Annotated in this window: 15 protein-coding genes; 11 read left to right on the forward strand and 4 right to left on the reverse strand. The window is 68.2% G+C overall.

Annotated elements, in window-relative coordinates:
- Positions 1–56 precede the first annotated feature (56 nt).
- The 3 genes from lysS to AC1PLR_RS09580 all read left to right on the forward strand — a co-directional run bounded on the left by lysS (position 57) and on the right by AC1PLR_RS09580 (position 5,039).
- Positions 57–1,574 carry a lysine--tRNA ligase gene (lysS, locus tag AC1PLR_RS09570; RefSeq protein WP_010343334.1) on the forward strand — a complete coding sequence of 506 codons (1,518 nt, stop codon included), beginning with the start codon at positions 57–59 and terminating at the stop codon, positions 1,572–1,574.
- A gap of 146 nt (positions 1,575–1,720) precedes the next feature.
- On the forward strand, positions 1,721–2,857 hold the full coding sequence (rpfG, locus tag AC1PLR_RS09575) for a cyclic di-GMP phosphodiesterase response regulator RpfG (RefSeq protein ID WP_209029182.1): 1,137 nt from the start codon (positions 1,721–1,723) through the stop codon (positions 2,855–2,857).
- Position 2,858: 1 nt separating this feature from the next.
- On the forward strand, positions 2,859–5,039 hold the full coding sequence (locus tag AC1PLR_RS09580) for an ATP-binding protein (RefSeq protein WP_481103387.1): 2,181 nt from the start codon (positions 2,859–2,861) through the stop codon (positions 5,037–5,039).
- Between the two features lie 51 nt (positions 5,040–5,090).
- Here the strand turns inward: AC1PLR_RS09580 and AC1PLR_RS09585 are convergent, their stop codons facing one another.
- The 4 genes from AC1PLR_RS09585 to AC1PLR_RS09600 all read right to left on the reverse strand — a co-directional run bounded on the left by AC1PLR_RS09585 (position 5,091) and on the right by AC1PLR_RS09600 (position 12,295).
- Positions 5,091–5,963 (reverse strand): crotonase/enoyl-CoA hydratase family protein, encoded by an 873-nt coding sequence (locus tag AC1PLR_RS09585; RefSeq protein WP_371182298.1) that lies wholly within the window; start codon positions 5,961–5,963, stop codon positions 5,091–5,093.
- Between the two features lie 149 nt (positions 5,964–6,112).
- The gene (gene rpfB, locus AC1PLR_RS09590; RefSeq protein ID WP_209029185.1) at positions 6,113–7,798 is read right to left on the reverse strand and encodes a fatty acyl-CoA ligase RpfB; all 1,686 of its coding nucleotides are present in this window, start codon (positions 7,796–7,798) and stop codon (positions 6,113–6,115) included.
- Between the two features lie 664 nt (positions 7,799–8,462).
- Complete coding sequence (gene acnA / locus AC1PLR_RS09595; protein WP_481103388.1) at positions 8,463–11,222, reverse strand: aconitate hydratase AcnA; 2,760 nt, start codon at positions 11,220–11,222, stop codon at positions 8,463–8,465.
- Between the two features lie 170 nt (positions 11,223–11,392).
- Positions 11,393–12,295, reverse strand: coding sequence for a LysR family transcriptional regulator (locus AC1PLR_RS09600; RefSeq protein ID WP_420009933.1), 903 nt, complete (start codon positions 12,293–12,295; stop codon positions 11,393–11,395).
- A 104-nt stretch (positions 12,296–12,399) separates the two neighbouring features.
- Here AC1PLR_RS09600 and AC1PLR_RS09605 point away from each other — a divergent pair, with 104 nt between their 5' ends.
- The 8 genes from AC1PLR_RS09605 (at position 12,400) to acnB (ending at position 21,269) form a co-directional block, all read left to right on the forward strand.
- Positions 12,400–13,506 carry a 4-oxalomesaconate tautomerase gene (locus AC1PLR_RS09605; RefSeq protein WP_481103389.1) on the forward strand — a complete coding sequence of 369 codons (1,107 nt, stop codon included), beginning with the start codon at positions 12,400–12,402 and terminating at the stop codon, positions 13,504–13,506.
- Between the two features lie 84 nt (positions 13,507–13,590).
- Complete coding sequence (locus AC1PLR_RS09610; protein ID WP_481103390.1) at positions 13,591–14,643, forward strand: ABC transporter substrate-binding protein; 1,053 nt, start codon at positions 13,591–13,593, stop codon at positions 14,641–14,643.
- Positions 14,644–14,654: 11 nt separating this feature from the next.
- Positions 14,655–15,488 carry an ABC transporter ATP-binding protein gene (locus AC1PLR_RS09615; protein ID WP_481103391.1) on the forward strand — a complete coding sequence of 278 codons (834 nt, stop codon included), beginning with the start codon at positions 14,655–14,657 and terminating at the stop codon, positions 15,486–15,488.
- Complete coding sequence (locus AC1PLR_RS09620) at positions 15,472–16,248, forward strand: ABC transporter permease (RefSeq protein ID WP_010343324.1); 777 nt, start codon at positions 15,472–15,474, stop codon at positions 16,246–16,248. The genes AC1PLR_RS09615 and AC1PLR_RS09620 overlap by 17 nt, the downstream gene beginning before the upstream one ends.
- A gap of 119 nt (positions 16,249–16,367) precedes the next feature.
- Positions 16,368–17,801, forward strand: a complete 1,434-nt coding sequence (locus AC1PLR_RS09625; RefSeq protein WP_481103392.1) for an OprO/OprP family phosphate-selective porin — start codon at positions 16,368–16,370, stop codon at positions 17,799–17,801.
- A gap of 158 nt (positions 17,802–17,959) precedes the next feature.
- Positions 17,960–18,223, forward strand: coding sequence for an AbrB/MazE/SpoVT family DNA-binding domain-containing protein (locus AC1PLR_RS09630; RefSeq protein WP_010343322.1), 264 nt, complete (start codon positions 17,960–17,962; stop codon positions 18,221–18,223).
- Positions 18,220–18,627, forward strand: coding sequence for a type II toxin-antitoxin system VapC family toxin (locus AC1PLR_RS09635; protein WP_010343321.1), 408 nt, complete (start codon positions 18,220–18,222; stop codon positions 18,625–18,627). The genes AC1PLR_RS09630 and AC1PLR_RS09635 overlap by 4 nt, the downstream gene beginning before the upstream one ends.
- A 50-nt stretch (positions 18,628–18,677) precedes the next feature.
- Entirely contained in the window at positions 18,678–21,269 is a 2,592-nt protein-coding gene (gene acnB / locus AC1PLR_RS09640) for a bifunctional aconitate hydratase 2/2-methylisocitrate dehydratase (RefSeq protein WP_420009928.1), read from the forward strand.
- The last annotated feature ends 51 nt before the right edge of the window (positions 21,270–21,320 follow it).

A 21,320-nucleotide genomic window follows, 5' to 3' on the forward strand; every position in this document is an offset into this window, starting at 1 on the left:
GCACACGGCCGCGTCGGCTGGTGCATTCTTTCCCTTCCTCACGCATCCCCCATCCCATGACCGAGCAGACCCCCGCGCCGTCCCTTCCCGTCGACGAGAACAGCCTCATCGCCGAACGGCGCGCCAAACTCGCCGCGCTGCGCGCACAGGGCGTGGCCTATCCGAACGATTTCCGCCGCAGCGACTTCGCCGGCGATCTGCAGGCCGAGTTCGCCGACACCGAGCGCTGGACCGCCGAGGCGCTGGAGGCCCAGGGCCGCAGCCTGCGCCTGGCCGGCCGCCTGCTGGCCAAGCGGGTGATGGGCAAGGCCAGCTTCGTGCAGCTGCAGGACGAGTCCGGGCGCATCCAGCTGTTCCTGCAGGCCAACGCCCTGGGCGAGGCCTACGACGCCTTCAAGGGCTGGGACATCGGCGACATCATCGGCGTGGAGGGCGGGCTGACCCGCACCAAGACCGGCGAACTGTCGATCAAGGCCACTGGCCTGCGGCTGCTGACCAAGGCGCTGCGGCCGCTGCCGGACAAGTGGCACGGCCTGTCGGACGTGGAGCAGCGCTACCGCCAGCGCTACGTCGACCTGATCGTGTCGCCGGAGGCGCGCGAGGTGTTCGTCAAGCGCTCCAAGATCATCCGCGCCATGCGCGCCTGGCTGGACGCGCGCCGCTTCCTGGAAGTGGAGACGCCGATGATGCACTACATCCCCGGCGGCGCCACCGCCAAGCCGTTCACGACCCACCACAACGCCCTGGACCTGGACCTGTACCTGCGGGTGGCCCCGGAGCTGTACCTGAAGCGCCTGGTGGTCGGCGGCCTGGAACGGGTCTACGAAATCAACCGCAATTTCCGCAACGAAGGCGTTAGCACCCGGCACAATCCGGAATTCACCATGATGGAGCTGTACGAGGCCTACGCCACGTACCACGAGGTGATGGACCTGACCGAGAACGTCATCCGCGACGTCGCCCGCGAGGTGCTGGGCACCACCCAGGTCCACTGGGACGGCGCCGACATCGACCTGGCGCCGGCGTTCCGTCGCTGGCGCATGGACGAGGCGGTGCGCCACCACAACCCGGAGATCAGTGCCGCCGACTGCACCGACCGCGAGGCCCTGCTGCGCCACTGCGAGCGGCTGAAGATCCGCACCAAGCCGTCCTACGGCTGGGGCAAGCTGCTGCTGGAGATCTTCGAGGCCACGGTCGAGCACACCCTGATCCAGCCCACCTTCATCACCGACCACCCGGTCGAGGTGTCGCCCCTGGCCCGTTCCAGCGACACCGAGCCGGGCTACACCGACCGCTTCGAGCTGTTCATCAACGGCAAGGAAATCGCCAACGGCTTCTCCGAGCTCAACGACCCGGAGGACCAGGCGGCGCGGTTCCAGGCCCAGGTGGCGGCGAAGGAGGGGGGCGACGACGAGGCCATGCATTTCGACGCCGACTACATCCGGGCGCTGGAAGTGGGGCTGCCGCCGACCGGCGGCCTGGGCATCGGCATCGACCGGCTGGTAATGTTGCTCACCGGCAGCAGCTCAATCCGTGACGTGCTGCTGTTTCCGTATATGCGTCCGGAGGCTTAACCTAGCCGCGGACGAGGTGGTGCGGTTCTTGCACTAGGCGTTGCACGCAAAAGGAAGTGAGGTGGACGCGCCGGGTGACCCCGCTCCGGTGCGTTCCCGTTGTCGTCTCAGCAGCCCGCGCAGATGCGACGGGCGGAGGATTGCAGATGCATGATGCCAGCATGAGCCTCTCCGGCGCGTCCTCGAACGGGGACCGTCTCCACTGGGCGGACGGAAGCGACAATCGTTTGAACATCGTCATCGTCGACGATCAGACCTCCGCGCGCACGATGCTGCGGCATGTCATCGAGGACATCGCCCCGGAACTGACCGTACGCGACTTCGGCGACTCGCAGGCCGCGCTGGCCTGGTGCGAAGCGGGCAAGGTCGATCTGCTGTTGCTCGATTACCGCATGCCGGGCATGGACGGGCTGGAGTTCGCGCGGCGCCTGCGCCGGCTGCCCAAGCACCGCGACATTCCCATCATCCTGATCACCGTGGTCGGCGACGAGCCGATCCGCCAGGCGGCGCTGGAAGCGGGGGTGATCGACTTCCTGGTCAAGCCGATCCGCCCGCGCGAGCTGCGCGCGCGCTGTCACAACCTGCTGCAGCTGCGGTTGCAGAGCGAGAACATCAAGCAGCGCGCGATGTCGCTGGAGCAGCGCCTGCTGGCCAGCATGCGCGAGGTCGAGGAACGCGAGCGCGAGACCCTGTCGCGGCTGGCGCGGGCCATCGAGTACCGCGATGTCGGCACCAGCGCCTACCTGGAACGCATGGCGCACGTGGCCGGGCTGATCGCCGAGCAACTGGGCCTGTCCGAGGACGAGGTGCGGGTCATCGAGATGGCGGCGAGCCTGCACGACATGGGCAAGATCGCCATTCCCGACGCGGTGCTGCTCAAGCCGGGCAAGCTCAGCGAGGACGAGATGGCGGTGATGCGCATGCACCCGCGCATCGGCTACGAACTGCTCAGCGGCAGCCAGAACCGCTTCATCCAGGTCGGCGCGCTGATTGCGCTGCGCCACCACGAGCGCTACGACGGCAGCGGCTACCCGGACGGCCTGGTCGGCGAGGCGATTCCGCTGGAAGCGCGGATCGTGGCGGTCGCCGACGTGTTCGACGCGCTGATCTCGCCGCGGCCCTACAAGGAAGCCTGGACCATGGATGCGACCCTGGCCTACCTCTACGCCCAGCGCGGCCGCCTGTTCGACCCGCGCTGCGTGGACGCGCTGTTCCGCGGCCGCGAGCAGTTGCAGGTGATCTGCGAGAAATTCTCCACCGCCTCGGCGCGACCAGGAGTCTGACATGATCTCGGCGATCAGGTGGTTGCGGCAACGGTTCGCGGAGCGCAAGGATACCGAGCACGGCCAGGCGTTCGTCCGCATCTGCATGGTCGCGCTGATCCTGGCCTACGAACTGTCGTTCTCGCAGGGCTGGGACATCGCCCCGCGGCAGCGCGCCTACGTCATCGGCCTGACCCTGATCTCGCAGGCGGTGGCCCTGGCCCTGATGACCTGGATCGTGATGCGGCCGCAGCGCTCGGACGTGCGCCGGATCATCGGCATGGTGGCCGACTACGGGCTGATGTCGATGGCGATGAGCGCGATCGGCGAGCCGATGGCCTGCATTTACGTGGTCATCATGTGGGTCACCATCGGCAACGGCCTTCGCTACGGCAACCGCTATCTGTACCTGGCCGTGGCCATGGCGGTAGCCAGTTTCAGCATCACGCTGATGACCAGCGACTACTGGATCGCCAATCGCGGCCTGGGCATCGGCCTGCTGGTCGGCTTGGCCGCCATCCCGCTGTACCTGTCGGGACTGTTGCGGCAATTGACCAGCACCACCGCCGAGGCGCGCCGCGCCAGCGAGGCCAAGAGCCGTTTCCTGGCCAACATGAGCCACGAGTTCCGCACCCCGTTGAATGGCCTGTCCGGCATGACCGAGGTGCTGGCGACCACGCGCCTGGACGCCGAGCAGCGCGAGTGCGTCAACACCATCCAGGCGTCCGCGCGCAGCCTGTTGTCGCTAGTCGAGGAAGTGCTGGACATTTCCGCGATCGAGGCCGGCAAGCTGCGGCTCGACAAGCGCGATTTCTCGCTGCGCGAAACCCTGGAAGGGATCAGCCTGATCCTGCAGCCGCAGGCACGCGCCAAGCTGCTGACCTACCAGGTGGATGTCGCCCCGGACGTGCCGGACTACCTCTCCGGCGACCCGGGTCATCTGCGCCAGGTGCTGCTGAACCTGGCCGGCAATGCCATCAAGTTCACCGAGACCGGCCGGGTCGACATCCGCGTACGCCTGCACAAGAACGAACACGGGCAGCCGACGCGCCTGAGTTTCGACATCGTCGATACCGGCATCGGCGTGACGCCGGACATGCGGCCGCGCCTGTTCGAGGCGTTCGAGCAGGCCGACGTCGGCCTGTCGCGCCGCTACGAAGGCAGCGGCCTCGGCACCACGATCGCCAAGGGCCTGGTCGAGGCGATGGGGGGCAGCATCGGCTACCAGGAGAATGCGCCGCGCGGCAGCCATTTCTGGTTCGAACTGCCGTTCGTGGCCGCGGCGGTGCCGGCGTCGGCGGACCTGGGTGCACAGCAGGCCAGCGTGCCGGCGGCGGCCGAGGAGTTCGATACCAGCGGCAACGTCATCGCCTTCTCCGATCCGTTCCTGCGCCACCGCGCGCGGGTGCGCGGCATGCGCATCCTGGTCGCCGACGATCACGCCGCCAACCGCATGGTGCTGCAGCGGATGCTGCAGAAAGCCGGCCATCGTGTCATCTGCGTCGACGGCGCGGAAGCGGTGCTGGACGCGCTGGCCGAGACCGAATTCGACGCGGTGATCGTCGACCTGCACATGCCCGGCATGAGCGGCCTGGACATGCTGCGGCAGTTGCGGGTGATGCAGGCCGGCGGACCGCGGACGCCGGTGGTGGTGCTCAGCGCCGATGTGACGCCCGAATCGATCCAGCGCTGCGAACAGGCCGGCGCCAGGACCTTTCTGGCCAAGCCGGTGGTGGCCAACCGTCTGCTGGACACGCTCTCGGACATCGCGATGGAAGGGCGCCTGCGCGTCGGCAACGACACGACCGTGCGGCAGATGCCGGTATCGAGCGAAGGGGTGCTGGATTCGTCGGTCCTGGACGAACTCGCCGGGCTCGGCATGGGCGATGGCTTCGAGCGCGAGTTCATCTCGCAATGCCTCAACGATGCCGAGGGCTGCCTCGGCGGCATGCAGATCGCCGGCGAAGCCGAGCATTGGGAGCGCCTGCGCGAACACGCGCACGCGATCAAGGGCGTCGCCAGCAACCTCGGCCTGATACGGCTCGCCAGCCTTGGCGGCGAGCTGATGCAGATGCCGGAATGGCAGGTGCGCAGCGAGTGGCGCCAGCGCTTGATGGCGCTCAACGCCAGCCTGACCGAAGGCCGCGAAGCCCTGGAGTTGCGCGCCCGGCAGAGCGCCGTGCAGGACGGCGAACTGCGCTGAGGAACGCCCGGCGCGAGGCCGGGTCATCCCTCGCTGCCGGCGGCATGCCGCTCAGGCGGCAACGACGCCGGATTGCGCGCGCCGGACCTGGGCCCGCACCAGCCGATCCATCGTCCGCAGCGACTTCTCGCCCAGGGCCAGCGCGGCGTCCACCCAGATTTCGGTCACCGTCAGCAATTCCTCGCGGCTGACCGGCTGCACCACGTTGCGCATCGCGTTCATCGCCAGATGCGCCAGCGGCGCCCGTCGTTGTTGCTGGATCAGGTCGCGCACCGCCTCCTTGCCCTGGCCCTTGGGGACCAGCACGTCGACGATGCCCAAGGCGTGCATCTCCTGGCTGCTGAAGACATGGCCTCCCAGGATGAGTTTCTCCGCGGCATGCGGCGCGATACGACGGCTGAGGAACGAATACGCGCCCATGCCGGGAAACAGGCCGAACATGATTTCCGGCAGGCCCATGCCGACGTCCTCCTCGGCCACGATCAGATGGCACGACAGCGCCATCTCCAGGCCGCCGCCGAGCGCGTCGCCCTGCAGCAGGGCAATGGTGCGGAAATTGCCGCCGAGCCCTGTATGGAAGCGGTGGACGCCATCGATGCAGCTCGTCGCGTAGGCCATCAGGCCGGCACGATCGCGGCGGCGGATGTAATGGCCGAACAGTTCCAGGTCCCCGCCCAGGTTGAACGCGCTGCCATCGGAGGCCAGCACCAGGCTGCCCAGCCGCGCCGAGGCCAGGGTGCCGGGCTGGCTGATCGCGGCGAGATAGCTGTGCATCTCGCGCATCAAGGTGGGATGGAAGCAGGGCCGCTGCTTCGCGGCACCGCCTGCATGCATGTACAGCCAGTGGCTATCGTCGTCGCCGTCGGCATCGATGCGGATGCTGGAGTAGGCGCGGGTACGGGGCAGCGGGTCGATCGTGCTCATGGCGGGCTCTCGGAAAGACGCCCGCGGAGATGGCGTGGCGCAGCGGGCGAGTGCGTTTCCACCCGGCGGATGCTACACCCGGGTGCCGCGGCCGGAACCCGCCCTGCCAGCGCCTGCATGGGCGCCGCGTGGGCGCCCGTTGGACCCGTTTACTGAGGCGGCGGCGCGTCGCGCAGTTCGCGCCGCAGGATCTTGCCGACGTTGGTCTTGGGCAGCTCCTTGCGGAACTCGACGATGCGCGGATGCTTGTAGCCGGTGAGGTTGGCGCGGGCGTGGGCTTTGACCTCGTCGGCGGTCAGGTTGGGGTCCTTCTTCACGATCACCACCTTGACCGCCTCGCCGGATTTTTCGTCCGGCACGCCGACCGCGGCCACTTCCAGCACGCCCGGCATCATCGCGATGACGTCCTCGACCTCGTTCGGATACACGTTGAAACCGGACACCAGGATCATGTCCTTCTTGCGGTCGACGATATAGAAGAAGCCCTGCGGATCCATCCGCGCCATGTCGCCGGTGTGCAGCCAGCCGTCGGCGTCGATGGCGCTGGCGGTTTCCTCCGGCCGGCGCCAGTAGCCCTTCATCACCTGCGGCCCGCGGATGCACAGTTCGCCGACCTCGCCATGGGCGAGGATCTGGCCCTGGTCGTCCTTGACGCAGGCGTCGGTAGAGGGGATCGGCAGGCCGATCGCGCCGTTGTATTCGGTCAGGGTCAGCGGATTGATGCAGGCCGCCGGCGAGGTCTCGGTGAGGCCATAGGCCTCGACCAGGGTGACCCCGGTGACCTGCTTCCAGCGTTCGGCCACCGCGCGTTGCACCGCCATGCCGCCGCCGAGGGTGAACTTCAGCGAGGAAAAATCCACCTTGTCGAAGCCGGGGGTGTTGAGCAGGCCGTTGAACAGGGTGTTGACGCCGGTGAAGGCGGTGAAGCGGGTCTTCTGCAGTTCCTTGACGAAGCCGGGCATGTCGCGCGGATTGCTGATCAGGTGGTTGAGTCCGCCGAGCTTCATGAAGACCAGCCCGTTCGCGGTCAGCGCGAAGATGTGGTACAGCGGCAACGCTGTGATGATGACTTCCTTGCCTTCCTCCAGCTTGCCGGTCGCCGAGATCCACGCACCGGCCTGCAGCATGTTGGCGACGAGGTTGCGGTGGGTCAGCATGGCGCCCTTGGCCACGCCGGTGGTGCCGCCGGTGTATTGCAGGAAGGCGATGTCGTCCGGCGCGATGTCGATCGGCGGCAGTGTGTGCAGGCGGCCGAGGGTCAGCGCGTCGCGGAAACGGATCGCGTTGGGGATGTCGTAGTCCGGGACCAGCTTCTTGACGTACTTCAGGACGAAGTTGACCAGCGGGCCCTTGGGGAAGCCCAGCATGTCGCCCAGGCCGGTGGTGATGACCTGCTTGACCGGGGTATCGGCGAGCACGTCCTGCACGGTGGTGCCGAAGTTGTCGATCACCACCAGTGCGCTGGCACCGGAGTCGATCAGTTGGTGGCGCAGTTCGCGCGGGGTGTACAGCGGATTGACGTTGACCACGGTCATGCCGGCCAGCAGCACGCCGAAGGTGGCGATGGGGTATTGCAGGCAGTTGGGCATCATCAGGGCGACGCGGTCGCCCTTCTTGAGCTGCAGTTCGCCCAGCAGGTAGCCGGCGAATTGCCGGGCCAGTTCGCCGGCCTCGCGGTAGGTCAGGGTCTTGCCGAAGTTGCTGTAGGCGGGGCGGTCGCCGAACTTGGCCACGGAGCTTTCGAAGACGGCGGCGACGGAGCGGTATTCCTCGACATCGATGTCGGCGCCAACGCCGGCCGGATAACTCTGCAACCACGGACGATCCAGACTCATATTCCCCCTCCAGGAAACGTGTTGATTGGCTCACAACGGACAGTATCCGCCAGAACCGGCAACGGCAGCATACCGTTCCGTAGGGAAAAGGCGAACAGGGAGAGCACCGAATGCCGGTGGACTGGTGCCTTTGGGTGACGGTTCTGCGAGGAATGCCGAAGAGCGATGACCGCCTGGACGCCAGCAACGCTGCTTTTGCCGTTGCACTTGCTGTTGCTGTTGCTGTTGCCGTACCGGGTTCCCTTCCGAAGCGGCGGCCATCGCGGGGAAACACCCGAAGGGCGGCGCACATGGATGTGCGCCGTCCGCGGCAGGGGCAGGATGCCCCTTCCGCGGATCCCCGTGATGGACGCGGACCCGGAGCGCGCAGCGCGGAGGGCGCGAGGCAGGGTGTGCTTTCTTTTGGTTACTTTTCTTTGCACAAGCAAAGAAAAGTAACTCGCCGCAAGGCGAAAGCCTTTGCTTTTAGAGCGTATGCGGTCAGTGGTTCGCACAAACTGCAAGGTGCATCAGTGCGCAGCCACTGGGTACGCAGGTACTGCAGCAATTCACTGTGGTCACGGCGCGGGCGCGCGAACACGCGAATAGCAGGTTCAAGCGCCCAGACAGAGCCCCCGCGCAGGCGCGGGGGCCGGACTTCCGCTGCCGGAAAGCGCAGGGTCGGTCAGCGCGCGGCCAACTGACGCAGCACGTACTGCAGCAGGCCGCCGTGGCGGAAATACTCCACTTCCTTCGGGGTCAGCAGCATCACCGCCACCTCGAAGGTCTGCGCACTGCCGTTGGCCTTGCTGGCGACGACCTTGGCGCGCTTGCTGGCGCCGTCCTGCAGGCCAGTGATCTCGAAGACTTCCGAGCCGTCCAGGCCCAGGCTCTGCGCGTTCTGGCCGTCGAGGAACTGCAGCGGCAGCACGCCCATGCCCACCAGGTTGGAGCGGTGGATGCGCTCGAAGCTCTCGGCGATCACCGCCTTGACCCCGAGCAGGTTGGTGCCCTTGGCCGCCCAGTCGCGCGAGGAGCCGGTGCCGTACTCCTTGCCGCCGATCACCACCAGCGGCACGCCGTCGGCCTTGTACTTCATCGCCGCGTCGTAGATCGCCAGCTTTTCCGGCTGGCCGCCGCCGGGCGGGTGGTACAGGGTGTTGCCGCCTTCCTCGCCGCCGAACATCAGGTTCTTGATGCGGATGTTGGCGAAGGTGCCGCGGACCATGACATCGTCGTTGCCGCGGCGGCTGCCGTAGCTGTTGAAGTCGGCCGGCTGCACGCCGCGCTCCTGCAGGAAGCGGCCCGCCGGCGAGTCCTTCTTGATGTTGCCGGCCGGGGAAATATGGTCGGTGGTGATCGAATCGCCGAACAGGCCCAGCACGCGCGCGCCGTGCACGTCCTCGATGCGGCCGACCTGCATGGTCATGCCGTCGAAGTAGGGCGGGTTCTTGATGTAGGTGGAGGCGCCATCCCAGGCGTACAGCTCGCCGTCGGGCGAGGCGATGGTGTTCCAGCGGCTGTCGCCCTTGAACACGTCGGCGTAGTTCTGCTTGAACATCTCCGGGCCGACCGTGGCGGCGATGGTGTCGCCGATCTCCTTGTTGCTCGGCCAGATGTCGCGCAGGTACACCGGCTGACCATCGCTGCCGGTGCCCAGCGGGTCGCGGGTCAGGTCGATGTCGGTGGTGCCGGCGATGGCGTAGGCGACCACCAGCGGCGGCGAGGCCAGGTAGTTCATCTTCACTTCCGGATGCACGCGGCCTTCGAAGTTGCGGTTGCCCGACAGCACCGAGGCCACCACCAAGTCGTCCTGGGCGATCGCCGCGGACACGTCTTCCGGCAGCGGGCCGGAGTTGCCGATGCAGGTGGTGCAGCCATAGCCGACCACGTAGAAGCCGAGCTGTTCCAGGTCGTCCATCACCCCGGCCTTCTTCAGGTAGTCGGTGACCACCAGCGAGCCCGGCCCGAGTGAGGTCTTGACCCAGGGCTGCGCCTTCAGGCCCTTGGCCACGGCGTTGCGTGCGAGCAGGCCGGCGCCGAGCATCACTGCGGGGTTGGAGGTGTTGGTGCAGGAGGTGATCGCCGCGATCACCACCGCGCCGTCGCGCAAGCGCCAGCCGGCGCCGCTGGCCTCGGCCTCCTGCGCCTGCGCCGCCTGGGCACCGACCGCGGTGCCGCCGCCGCCTTCGTTCTTGAGCCGGTCTTCCTGTTTCGCATCGCTGTGGCGCTTGCTGCGCGCGTCGGCGAAGGGCACCAGGCTGTCGCGGAAGTTGCGCTGCATGTCTTCCAGCAGCACGCGGTCCTGCGGGCGCTTGGGGCCGGCCAGCGACGGCTTGACGTCGCCCATGTCCAGTTCCAGCGTCGCGCTGTAGCTGGCGTGCGCGCTATCGGCGTCGTGCCACAGGCCCTGCGCCTTGGCGTAGGCCTCCACCAGCGCGATCTGCTCCTCGCTGCGGCCGGACAGGCGCAGGTAGGTCAGCGATTCGGCGTCGATCGGGAAGATGCCGCAGGTGGCGCCGTACTCCGGCGCCATGTTGCCGATGGTGGCGCGGTCGGCCAGCGGCAGGTGCTGCAGGCCGTCGCCGAAGAACTCGACGAACTTGCCGACCACGCCGTGCTTGCGCAGCATCTGCGTCACCGTCAGCACCAGGTCGGTGGCGGTGGCGCCTTCGGGCAGCTTGCCGGTGAGCTTGAAGCCCACCACCTGCGGGATCAGCATCGACGAGGGCTGGCCGAGCATCGCCGCTTCGGCCTCGATGCCGCCCACGCCCCAACCGAGCACGCCGATGCCGTTGATCATGGTGGTGTGGCTGTCGGTGCCGAACACGGTGTCCGGATAGGCCAGCGCCTCGCCGTCGCGTTCGCCGGTCATCACCACCCGCGCCAGGTGCTCCAGGTTGACTTGGTGCACGATGCCGGTGTTCGGCGGCACCACCTTGAAGTTGTCGAAGGCCTTCTGGCCCCAGCGCAGGAAACCGTAGCGTTCCTTGTTGCGCTGGAACTCGATCTTGCCGTTCAGATCCAGCGCGTCGGGCTTGCCGAACACGTCCACCTGCACCGAGTGGTCGATCACCAGTTCCGACGGGATCAGCGGATTGATCTGCTCCGGACGTCCGCCGAGCTTGACCACCGCATCGCGCATCGCCGCCAGGTCGACCACGCACGGCACGCCGGTGAAGTCCTGCAGCACCACGCGCGCCGGCATGAACGCGATCTCGGTGTCCGGCTCGGCGGTCGGCTGCCATTGCGCCACCGCTTCGATGTGCTCCTTGCCGACGGTCGCGCCGCCGTCCTCGTGGCGCAGCAGATTCTCCAGCAGGATCTTCAGCGAGTAGGGCAGGCGCGAGATGTCGAAGCGCTCGCCGAGCTTGGGCAGGCTGAAGTAACCGTAGGTCTTGCCGCAGACGTGCAGTTGGCTGCGGGTGGAGAACGAGTCGTTCATGCGGGGGAACTCCTGATTGCGGGTGGCTTGCAGTGGCCCGCTGTGACGAGCCTGCTTGCGAGTGCCGGGCCGTTGCGTTGCCGGCATTGCGTCGCGTCGCGGCGCGGCCGGAAGGCGCGGCGGCCCAAGGCGTCGGGCCGAAGCTTACACGTTCAGATGTAGCGCCCGTGTCACGGCTTGCCGCGCCAGCGGCTCATCAGCATCTGCAGGAAACGTTCGGCGCTGGGCGAGAGCAGCGCGCTGCGCCGGCGCACGATGCCGATGGTGCGCGAGACCACCGGATTGCCGATCGGCCGCGTCACCAGGATCGGATGTTCGCCGTCGGGGGTGGCCATCTTCGGCAGTACCGACACGCCGATGCCGGCCTCGACCATGCCCAGCGACGTGGACAGGTGGGTCACTTCGTAGTGCCAGCTGAGCTTCAGGTTCTCGCGCGCCAGCGCGCCGTCGAGCAGGGTGCGGTTGCCGCTGGTGCGGTGCACGGTGATCAACTGGTGCTGGGCGAGGTCGGCCCATTCGATCCGGCGTTTCTTCGCCAGCGGATGGTCGCGGCGGCAGGCCAGCACGAACGGGTCCTCGGCGAGCACGTCGAAATCCAGGTTGGGATCGTTGGCGCCCATGAAGTTGATGCCGAACTCGACCTCGCCGCGTTCCACCGCCTGCAGGCCCTCGGTGGCCGGGATGTCGAGAATGCGGAAGCGCACATGCGGATGCGCCTCGCGGAAGCGCGCCATCACGCTGGGCAGGAAGTAGAACGCAGCGGTCGGCAGGCAGGCGATGGTAACGGTGGCGCCGCGCGTATCGTCGTGGCCGCGCACCGAGAACAGCGAGCCGTCGAACTCCTCGATCATGCGCCGCACCAGCGGCAGCAGGTTCTCGCCGATGGCGGTGGTGGCCACGCTGCGGGTAGTGCGCTCCAGCAGCGGCGACCCGACCGCCTGTTCCAGCTTCTGGATGCGCCGGCTCAGCGCCGGTTGCGACATGTGCAGCGCCTCGGCCGCGCGATGGAAGCTGCGCGTCTCGGCCACCAGCAGGAACGCGCGCAGGTCGAGGATTTCGCAATTGATGCTCATAGGTAATCAATCATCGAAAAATTAGCAATTCACAGATCAATTGGGGTCATGCCAGTATCGAATCAGACGAAGACATTCATCTTCAGGGCGCATCAATCTACACCATGTCCAACGATCTGCTCGGCATTCCCTGCGTGCTCATGCGCGGCGGCACCTCCAAGGGGCCGTTCTTCTTCGCGCCGGACCTGCCGGCCGATCCCGCCCGCCGCGACCGCCTGCTGCTGGAGGTGATGGGCGCCGGCCATCCGCTGCAGATCGACGGCATCGGCGGCGGCAACGCGCTGACCAGCAAGGTCGCCATCGTCGACCGCTCCAGCCGCGCCGACGCGGACGTGGACTATCTGTTCGCGCAGGTGCGGGTCGAGCAGCAGGTGGTGGACACCTCGCCCAACTGCGGCAACATGCTGGCCGCGGTGGCGCCGTACGCGATCGAGCGCGGCCTGGTGCAGGCGCAGCATCCGCGCACCCAGGTGCGCATCCACAACGTCAACACCGGCAAGCTGATCGTGGCCACGGTGGAAACGCCGCATGGCCGGGTGGTGTACCGTGGCGAGACGCGCATCGCCGGGGCGCCCGGCGCGGCCGCGCCGATCTGGCTGTCGTTCCTGGACGCGGCCGGCGCGCGCACCGGCAAGCTGTTGCCGAGCGGGCAGGCGCAGGACACCATCGACGGGGTCGCGACGAGTCTGGTGGATTGCGCCATGCCGATGATGTTGCTGCGCGCCGCCGATCTCGGCGTGCGCGGCGATGCCTCGCCTGCCGAGCTGAATGCCGATGCCGCGCTGCTGGCGCGGCTGGAGGCGCTGCGGATCGAGGCGGGCGCGCGCATGGGCATCGCCGACGCCGGCAGCAAGGTGATTCCCAAGCCGGTGCTGCTGTCGGCGCCGCAGCACGGCGGCGACCTGCAGGTGCGCTATTTCATGCCGCAGCAGTGCCACACCGCGCTGGCCATCACCGGCGCGGTCGGCATCGCCACCGCGGCGGCCACGCCGGGTACCCTGGCCAATGCCTTCGTCGGCGATGCGGCGCTGCCGCGCCACGTCGTCCTGGAACATCCGAGCGGCGCCCTGGAGGTGGGATTGAGCCGCACCGCGGCCGATGCGCCGATCGTCGCCAGCGTGGTGCGCACCGCCCGCCGGCTGTTCGAAGGGCGGGTCTTCGCGACCTCGCCCGTGTCCACCGAGGCCCGCCAATGGATCTCCGCGGCATGACATGACCCGAACCGGCCGGGCGCCTGCACGCACGCACGGCGTCCGCGACCGACAACGCACACGCTTCAATCCTGGGAGGGATCGATGTTGTCCAGAACGTTCTTCACCGCGGCGCTCGCCGCGGCCGGCCTGCTGCTTCTCACCGCCTGCAGCAAGGGCGGCGGCGATGCGGCGAGCGCCGACGCCACGCCCGTGCGCATCAGCGTCGGGTCCTACAATCTCAACAACCTGCCGTTCTTCATCGCCGACGCCAACGGCTACTTCGACCAGGTCGGGGTCAAGGTCAAGACCGAGAACTTCGCCCAGGGCGGCTCCAAGGTGCTGCAGGCCTTGGTGGCCAACTCCACCGACGTGGCGGTGGGCTTCTACGACCACACCATCCAGATGCAGTCCAAGCGCAAGGATGTGGTCGCCTTCGTGCTGCTCTCGCGCAATTCCGGGCTGGTGCTGGCCGGGCGCAACGACACCGCCTTCGATCCGGCCAAACCGCAGACCATCCGGGGCCTGAAGGTCGGCATCACCGCGCCGGGCTCCTCGTCCGATTTCTTCGTGCGCCACTACCTCTCGCGCAACGGCATCGCCGAGAGCGCGGTGTCGCTGATCGGCGTGGGCTCGGGCGCGGCCGCGGTGGCGGCCCTGGAGCAGGGCAAGATCGACCTGCTGGTCAACTACGATCCGGCGGCGACCCTGATCAGCGAGCGCAAGATCGGCAGGATCCTGATCGACGCGCGCAGCGATGCCGGCGCACGCCAGGTCTACGGCGGGCTGTACCCGACCTCGGTGATGTACGCCAACCGCAGCTTCCTGGAAAAGCGGCCGCAGGATGCGGAGAAGATCGTGCGTGCCGAGCAGATGGCGCTGCGCTTCATCGCCGACCACTCCGCCGAGGAGATCGTCGCGGCCTTGCCCGATGCCTATGTCTCAGGGGACCGCGCCACCTATGCGCGTGCGGTGGAGAACGCCCGTGCCATCTTCACCCGCGACGGACGCTTCGTCGCCGCCGACCTGGAAACGCCGTTGACCGTGCTGCGCGAGTTCAACAAGGACGTGGCGCGCGCGGACATCGACCTGACCAGGACCTACACCAACGCCTTCGTGGATCGCGCCAGCGGTGCGGCGAAGGCGGCCCAACCGTGAGCGGAGGAACCATGGCACGCAACGCTACCGTGCAGCGCCTCAACGGCGCGCCACACCTCGATCCGGCGCAGACGATGGTCGCGATCAACAACGTCACCATGTCCTTCGGCGATTTCACCGCCGTGCGCGACGTGGACATCCAGGTCGCCGATGGCGAATTCCTCGCCATCGTCGGCCCCACCGGCTGCGGCAAGAGCACCATCCTCAACGCGGTGGCCGGCCTGCTGTCGCCGTCCGCCGGCCAGGTCGTCATCGACGGCCGCCCGGTCGCCGGTGTGCAGGAGGCGGTCGGCTATCTGTTCCAGCAGGATGCGCTGCTGCCGTGGAAGACTGCCTTCCAGAACGTGGAATTGGGCCTGCGCTTTCGCGGCGTGGCCGACGCCGAGCGCAAGCAGCGCGCCAATGCCTGGCTGTCCAAGGTCGGCCTGGCCGGGTTCGAGCACCGCTACCCGCACCAGCTCTCCGGCGGCCAGCGCAAGCGCGTGCAAATGGCGCAGGCGCTGATCGTGGAGCCGAAGGTGATCCTGATGGACGAGCCGTTCTCGGCGCTGGACATCCACACCCGCCACCTGATGCAGAACGAACTGCTGCGGCTGTGGCAGGAGCAACGCCGCTCGGTGATCCTGATCACCCACGACCTGGAGGAGGCGATCGCGCTGGGCGACCGCGTGGTGGTGCTGTCCTCCGGCCCTGCCAGCCGCGTGGTGCGCAGTTTCGACGTGGACCTGCCGCGCCCGCGCAACGTCGCCGAGATCAAGCTCGACACGCGTTTCACCGACCTGTATCGCGACATCTGGGCCTGCCTGCGCGGCGAAGTGGAGAAGAGCTATGCACGCCAAGACTGACAAACTCATCCAGCTCGCGCTGGTCGTGGCCGTGTTCGGCGGCTGGGAGGGCGGCATCGCCCTGGGCCTGATCGACCCGTTCTTCTTCCCGGCGCCGACGGCGATCGTGCAACAGGCCTGGGCCTGGCTGTCCGACACCGGGTTCTACCAGCACGTCTACATCACCCTGACCGAGACCGCGCTCGGCTACGTCATCGGCACCGCGCTGGGTGTGGCCGGCGGCGTATGGCTGGGCCTGAGCCGGCGCTCGGCGCGGATCCTGGATCCCTTCATCAAGGGCTTCAACGCGATCCCGCGCGTGGTGCTGGCGCCGATCTTCGTGCTGTGGCTGGGCCTGGGCCTGTGGTCGAAGGTGGCGCTGGCGGTGACCCTGGTGTTCTTCACCACGTTCTTCAACGCCATGCAGGGCGTGCGCGAGGTCAATCCGGTGGTGCTGGCGAATGCGCGCATCCTGGGCGCCAATCGCCGCGACCTGCTGCGCCACGTGTACTTCCCGGCGGCGGCGAGCTGGATCCTGTCGTCGTTGCGCACCTCGGTGGGCTTTGCCGTGGTCGGCGCGATCATCGGCGAATACCTGGGCGCCTCCGCCGGCCTGGGCTACCTGATCGCGCAGGCCGAGGGCAACTTCAATGCCGTGGGCGTGTTCGCCGGCATCATCATCCTGGCCGCCTTCGTGCTGCTCATCGATGCGCTGCTGGACGTGATCGAGAACCGCCTGATCACCTGGCGCCCCAACGCGCAGAACCAGGCCACCAGCTGACCGCGGCCGCGCGCCGCCGGCCAGGCCGGTGGCGCGCCTGTCGCGCGCATCGCATCCCCCGCACCATCGCAACGGGCCAGCGCCAGGCCAGGCGCCCGGCTGGCCGGAGAGACTCATCCATGCATCCCCATCCCGTGCTGCCCCGCGCAGCGCTGACGCTCGCGCTCGGCCTGCTGCTCGGCGGCGCCAACGAAGCCGCTGCGCAAACCGTGCCGGCCGCGCCGGCCACGTTGAGCCAGGCCGAACTGACCGTGCTGGTGCGCCAGCAGGCGCAGCAGATCCAGCAGCTGCAGGCGCGGCTCGACGCGCTGCAGGCCCCCGCCGCGCCGAGTCCGGCGCCCGCCACCACCGCACCGGCGCTGGAAGGTCGCGTCGCCGCGCTCGAATCGGCGCAGGCCAAGGCACCGAAGGTATCGTGGTCGAAGGGCGCCCCGGAGTTCGCCAGCGCCGATGGCAACGTGGTGTTCCGTCCGCGCGGCCGCCTGTTCGTCGATGCCTCCAGTACCGACGGTTCCGCCGCCAGCCAGCGCAACCTGTCCGGCACCGAGATCCGCTCGGTGCGGCTCGGCGCCGAAGGCCGCTACGGCCAGCTCGGCTGGGTGGTGGAAGGCGACTTCGCCGACAACGCGGTGGCCTGGAAATCGGTGTACGCCAGCGTCGACCATCGCCTGTTCGGCCTGCCGGCCGAACTGAGCGTGGGCAATCGCCTGAACGATCGCGGCATTGACGGCGCCAGCAGCACCTCCAACACCCCGTTCCAGGACCGCAACGTGGTCGGCACGCTGATCCTGCCGCAACGCGGCCTGTTCGGCGTCGGCCTGACCGAGCGCCTCTACGGGCGCGACTGGCACGCCAGCCTGTCGGTGGCAGGCAACGACCTCAACAATGCCGGCGACGATAACGACAGTCTGACCTGGGCGGCGCGCGCGCACTGGAATCCGCTGGTCGGCAAGGCCGCGACCGTGCACGTGGGTGCCTGGGCCTTCCACGAGGAGATCGCCGCCGGCGCCAGTGGCGTGCTGCGCAGTTCGGCGATCGCCGGGCACTTCAACGACCAGGTCAAGATCGCGCCGGGAACGCTGCTGGGCGCGCAGCGCAGCGACGCCTACGGTGCGGAACTGGCGGGCGTCTTCGGCCCGGCCTGGACCAGCGCCGAATGGGGCACGCGCAACCTGCGCGGGCGTGGCGCGGCCGGCGGCTACGATCTCGATCACCAGGCCTGGGCCGTGTCGGCCGGCTGGTTCCTGTCCGGCGCGCTGCCCGCGTATGCCGCCAAGACCGGCACCTGGGGCCGGGTCAAGGTCGCCGACCCGGTCACCACCGGCGGCGCCGGCGCCTGGGAACTGAAGCTGCGCTACGAGGACGTGGACTACGCCGAACTGCCGAGCGGCGGTCGCGGCAGTGCCTGGACGCTGGGGACCAACTGGTACCTCAACGATGTCAGCCGGCTGATGCTCGACGTGATCCGCTGGCAGACCGACAACCGCAGCGGCACGGTGCAGGGCCGGGACCAGGGCACCACCTTCAATACCCGCCTGCAGGTGGCGTTCTGAGCCGCTGAGCGAGGCCAGGGCGGCCGGCGCGAGGTCGCTCCGCACCGGCGGCACGGCGCCCGCCAGCTGACCGGGCGCTGTGCCGTGCCACGTCCGTCGCTGGCGGTATGACCGCTTGGGTATGTATAATTCGTGCATACCGAACCGGGGCTACACCGATGGAAGCCACTGTCGCCGAACGCGGTCAGATCACCCTTCCCAAGGCCGTGCGCGATGCGCTCGGCCTGAGCAAGGGCACCATCCTGAAAGTGGAACTGGACGGCGGCCGGATCATCCTGCGCAAGAGCGTGGACGATGCCATCTCGCGCGCCCGCGGCCGCTTCAAGCTCGACGGCTTCGCCAGCACCGACGAGGCGATGCGCGCGATCCGCGGCCGCGCCCCGGGCGATCCGTTCGAGCCCGAACCCGACGCCGGCGCATGATCGCCATCGACTCGTCCGTGCTGGTGGATCTGCTGGCCGACGGCCCGCAGGCCGACGCCGCCGAAGCCTGCCTGCGCCAGTGCCTGAGCACCGGCCCGGTGGTGGTCTGCGACATCGTCCTGGCCGAGGTCTGCAGTGCGCTGCGCGACGGCGCCGAGGCGTTGTCGGTGCTGGAGGACATGAGCATCCGCTTCAGCGCACTGGAGGCCAAGTCGGCCCTGCGCGCAGGCGAGATGCAGCGCCGCTTCCGCGCCCGCGGCGGCAAGCGCGAGCGGGTGGTGGCCGATTTCCTGATCGGGGCGCATGCGCTGCTGCAATGCGATGGCCTGATCACCCGCGACGACGGTTTTTTCCGCGATTACTTCAAGGGCCTGAAGATCATCGTGCCCAAGCCCGCCGGCTGACGCCGCGCAACCGCTACCGCTCATCCCCACCTTTTTTCCGGAGAACCCGCATGTTGGAAGCCTACCGCCACCACGTTGCAGAGCGCGCCGCGCTCGGAATCCCGCCGCTGCCGCTGAGCGCGCAGCAGACCGCGCAGGTCATCGAACTGCTGAAGAATCCGCCGGCCGGCGAAGAGCAGTTCCTGGTCGAACTGCTCAGCCACCGCGTGCCGGCCGGCGTCGACGACGCCGCCAAGGTCAAGGCCTCGTACCTGGCCGCGGTCGCCTTCGGCAGCGAGACCACCCCGCTGATCTCGCCCACCCGCGCCACCGAACTGCTGGGCACCATGCTCGGCGGCTACAACATCCATCCGCTGGTCGAACTGCTGGACAACCCGGAGCTGGGCGCGGTCGCCGCCGAAGGCCTCAAGCACACGCTGCTGATCTTCGACGCCTTCCACGACGTGCAGGAGAAGGCCGAGGCCGGCAACGCGCACGCCAAGGCGGTGCTGCAGAGCTGGGCTGAGGCCGAGTGGTTCACCAGCAAGCCGGAAGTGCCGCAGAGCCTGACCATCACCGTGTTCAAGGTGCCGGGCGAGACCAACACCGACGACCTGTCGCCGGCGCCGGACGCCACCACCCGCCCGGACATCCCGCTGCACGCGCTGGCGATGCTGAAGAACAAGCGCGACGGCGCGCCGTTCGAGCCGGAAGAGGACGGCAAGCGCGGCCCGATCCAGGCCATCGCCGACCTCAAGGCCAAGGGCCACCTGGTCGCCTACGTCGGCGACGTGGTCGGCACCGGTTCCTCGCGCAAGTCGGCGACCAACTCGGTGCTGTGGTGGACCGGCGAGGACATCCCGTACATCCCCAACAAGCGCTTCGGCGGCGTGTGCCTGGGCTCGAAGATCGCGCCGATCTTCTACAACACCATGGAAGACGCCGGCGCGCTGCCGATCGAGCTGGACGTGTCGCAGATGGAGCACGGCGACGTGGTCGAGCTGCGTCCGTACGAAGGCAAGGCGCTGAAGAACGGGCAGGTGATCGCCGAGTTCGCGATGAAGTCCGACGTGCTGTTCGACGAAGTGCGCGCCGGCGGCCGCATCCCGCTGATCGTCGGCCGCGGCCTCACCGCCAAGGCGCGCGAGTTCCTGGGCCTGCCGGCCTCGACCCTGTTCCGCCTGCCGATGGACCCGCCCGATACCGGCAAGGGCTTCTCGCTGGCGCAGAAGATGGTCGGCCGCGCCTGCGGGCTGCCGGAAGGCCAGGGCATGCGCCCGGGCACCTACTGCGAGCCGAAGATGACCTCGGTGGGTTCGCAGGACACCACCGGCCCGATGACCCGCGACGAGCTGAAGGACCTGGCCTGCCTCGGCTTCTCCGCCGACCTGGTGATGCAGTCGTTCTGCCACACCGCGGCGTACCCGAAGCCGGTGGACGTCAAGACCCACCACACCCTGCCGGAGTTCATCTCCACCCGCGGCGGCGTGTCGCTGCGTCCGGGCGACGGCGTGATCCACAGCTGGCTCAACCGCATGCTGCTGCCCGACACCGTCGGCACCGGCGGCGACTCGCACACCCGCTTCCCGATCGGCATCTCGTTCCCGGCCGGTTCCGGCCTGGTGGCCTTCGCCGCCGCCACCGGCGTCATGCCGCTGGACATGCCCGAGAGCGTGCTGGTGCGCTTCAAGGGGCAGATGCAGCCGGGCGTGACCCTGCGCGATCTGGTCAACGCGATCCCGCTGTATGCGATCAAGCAGGGCCTGCTGACCGTGGCCAAGCAGGGCAAGAAGAACATCTTCTCCGGCCGCATCCTGGAGATCGAAGGTTTGCCGGAACTGAAGGTGGAGCAGGCGTTCGAACTGTCCGACGCCTCTGCCGAGCGCTCGGCCGCCGGCTGCACGGTGCGCCTGAACAAGGAACCGATCGTCGAGTACCTGACCAGCAACATCACCCTGCTGAAGTGGATGATCGCCGAAGGCTATGCCGACGCGCGTTCGCTGGCGCGGCGGATCAAGAAGATGGAGGAGTGGCTGGCCGACCCGCAGCTGCTCGAGCCCGATGCCGACGCCGAATACGCCGCGGTGATTGAGATCGACCTGGCCGACATCCACGAGCCGATCGTGGCCTGCCCGAACGACCCGGACGACGTGAAGACGCTCTCCGACGTCGCCGGCGCGGCGATCGACGAAGTGTTCATCGGTTCGTGCATGACCAACATCGGCCACTTCCGCGCCGCGGCCAAGCTGCTGGAAGGCAAGCGCGACATCCCGACCCGCCTGTGGGTCGCGCCGCCGACCAAGATGGACGCCTCGGAGCTGACCAAGGAAGGCCACTACGGCACCTTCGGCGCCGCCGGTGCGCGCATGGAAATGCCGGGCTGCTCGCTGTGCATGGGCAACCAGGCGCAGGCGCGCGAGGGCGCCACGGTGTTCTCGACTTCCACCCGCAACTTCCCCAACCGCCTGGGCCGCAACACCAACGTGTACCTGGGCTCGGCGGAACTGGCGGCGATCTGCTCGCGCCTGGGCCGGATCCCGACCAAGGAGGAGTACATGGCCGACGTGGGCGTGATCAAGACCAGTGGCGAGCAGATCTATCGCTACATGAACTTCGATCAGATCCAGGACTACCAGGACGTGGCCGCCACGGTCGCGGCCTGATCGCCCCGGCGATGCGCTGACGCGACGGGACCGCGCATGCGGCACCGTCGC

The organism is Xanthomonas sp. NCPPB 3570 (genome assembly GCF_056725115.1).

Bases quoted from the DNA above. Each gene is read 5' to 3' on its own strand.
- lysS (WP_010343334.1), top strand. From the start codon at position 57: ATGACCGAGCAGACCCCCGCGCCGTCCCTTCCCGTCGACGAGAACAGC.
- rpfG (WP_209029182.1), top strand. From the start codon at position 1,721: ATGCATGATGCCAGCATGAGCCTCTCCGGCGCGTCCTCGAACGGGGAC.
- AC1PLR_RS09580 (WP_481103387.1), top strand. From the start codon at position 2,859: ATGATCTCGGCGATCAGGTGGTTGCGGCAACGGTTCGCGGAGCGCAAG.
- AC1PLR_RS09585 (WP_371182298.1), bottom strand. From the start codon at position 5,963: ATGAGCACGATCGACCCGCTGCCCCGTACCCGCGCCTACTCCAGCATC.
- rpfB (WP_209029185.1), bottom strand. From the start codon at position 7,798: ATGAGTCTGGATCGTCCGTGGTTGCAGAGTTATCCGGCCGGCGTTGGC.
- acnA (WP_481103388.1), bottom strand. From the start codon at position 11,222: ATGAACGACTCGTTCTCCACCCGCAGCCAACTGCACGTCTGCGGCAAG.
- AC1PLR_RS09600 (WP_420009933.1), bottom strand. From the start codon at position 12,295: ATGAGCATCAATTGCGAAATCCTCGACCTGCGCGCGTTCCTGCTGGTG.
- AC1PLR_RS09605 (WP_481103389.1), top strand. From the start codon at position 12,400: ATGTCCAACGATCTGCTCGGCATTCCCTGCGTGCTCATGCGCGGCGGC.
- AC1PLR_RS09610 (WP_481103390.1), top strand. From the start codon at position 13,591: ATGTTGTCCAGAACGTTCTTCACCGCGGCGCTCGCCGCGGCCGGCCTG.
- AC1PLR_RS09615 (WP_481103391.1), top strand. From the start codon at position 14,655: ATGGCACGCAACGCTACCGTGCAGCGCCTCAACGGCGCGCCACACCTC.
- AC1PLR_RS09620 (WP_010343324.1), top strand. From the start codon at position 15,472: ATGCACGCCAAGACTGACAAACTCATCCAGCTCGCGCTGGTCGTGGCC.
- AC1PLR_RS09625 (WP_481103392.1), top strand. From the start codon at position 16,368: ATGCATCCCCATCCCGTGCTGCCCCGCGCAGCGCTGACGCTCGCGCTC.
- AC1PLR_RS09630 (WP_010343322.1), top strand. From the start codon at position 17,960: ATGGAAGCCACTGTCGCCGAACGCGGTCAGATCACCCTTCCCAAGGCC.
- AC1PLR_RS09635 (WP_010343321.1), top strand. From the start codon at position 18,220: ATGATCGCCATCGACTCGTCCGTGCTGGTGGATCTGCTGGCCGACGGC.
- acnB (WP_420009928.1), top strand. From the start codon at position 18,678: ATGTTGGAAGCCTACCGCCACCACGTTGCAGAGCGCGCCGCGCTCGGA.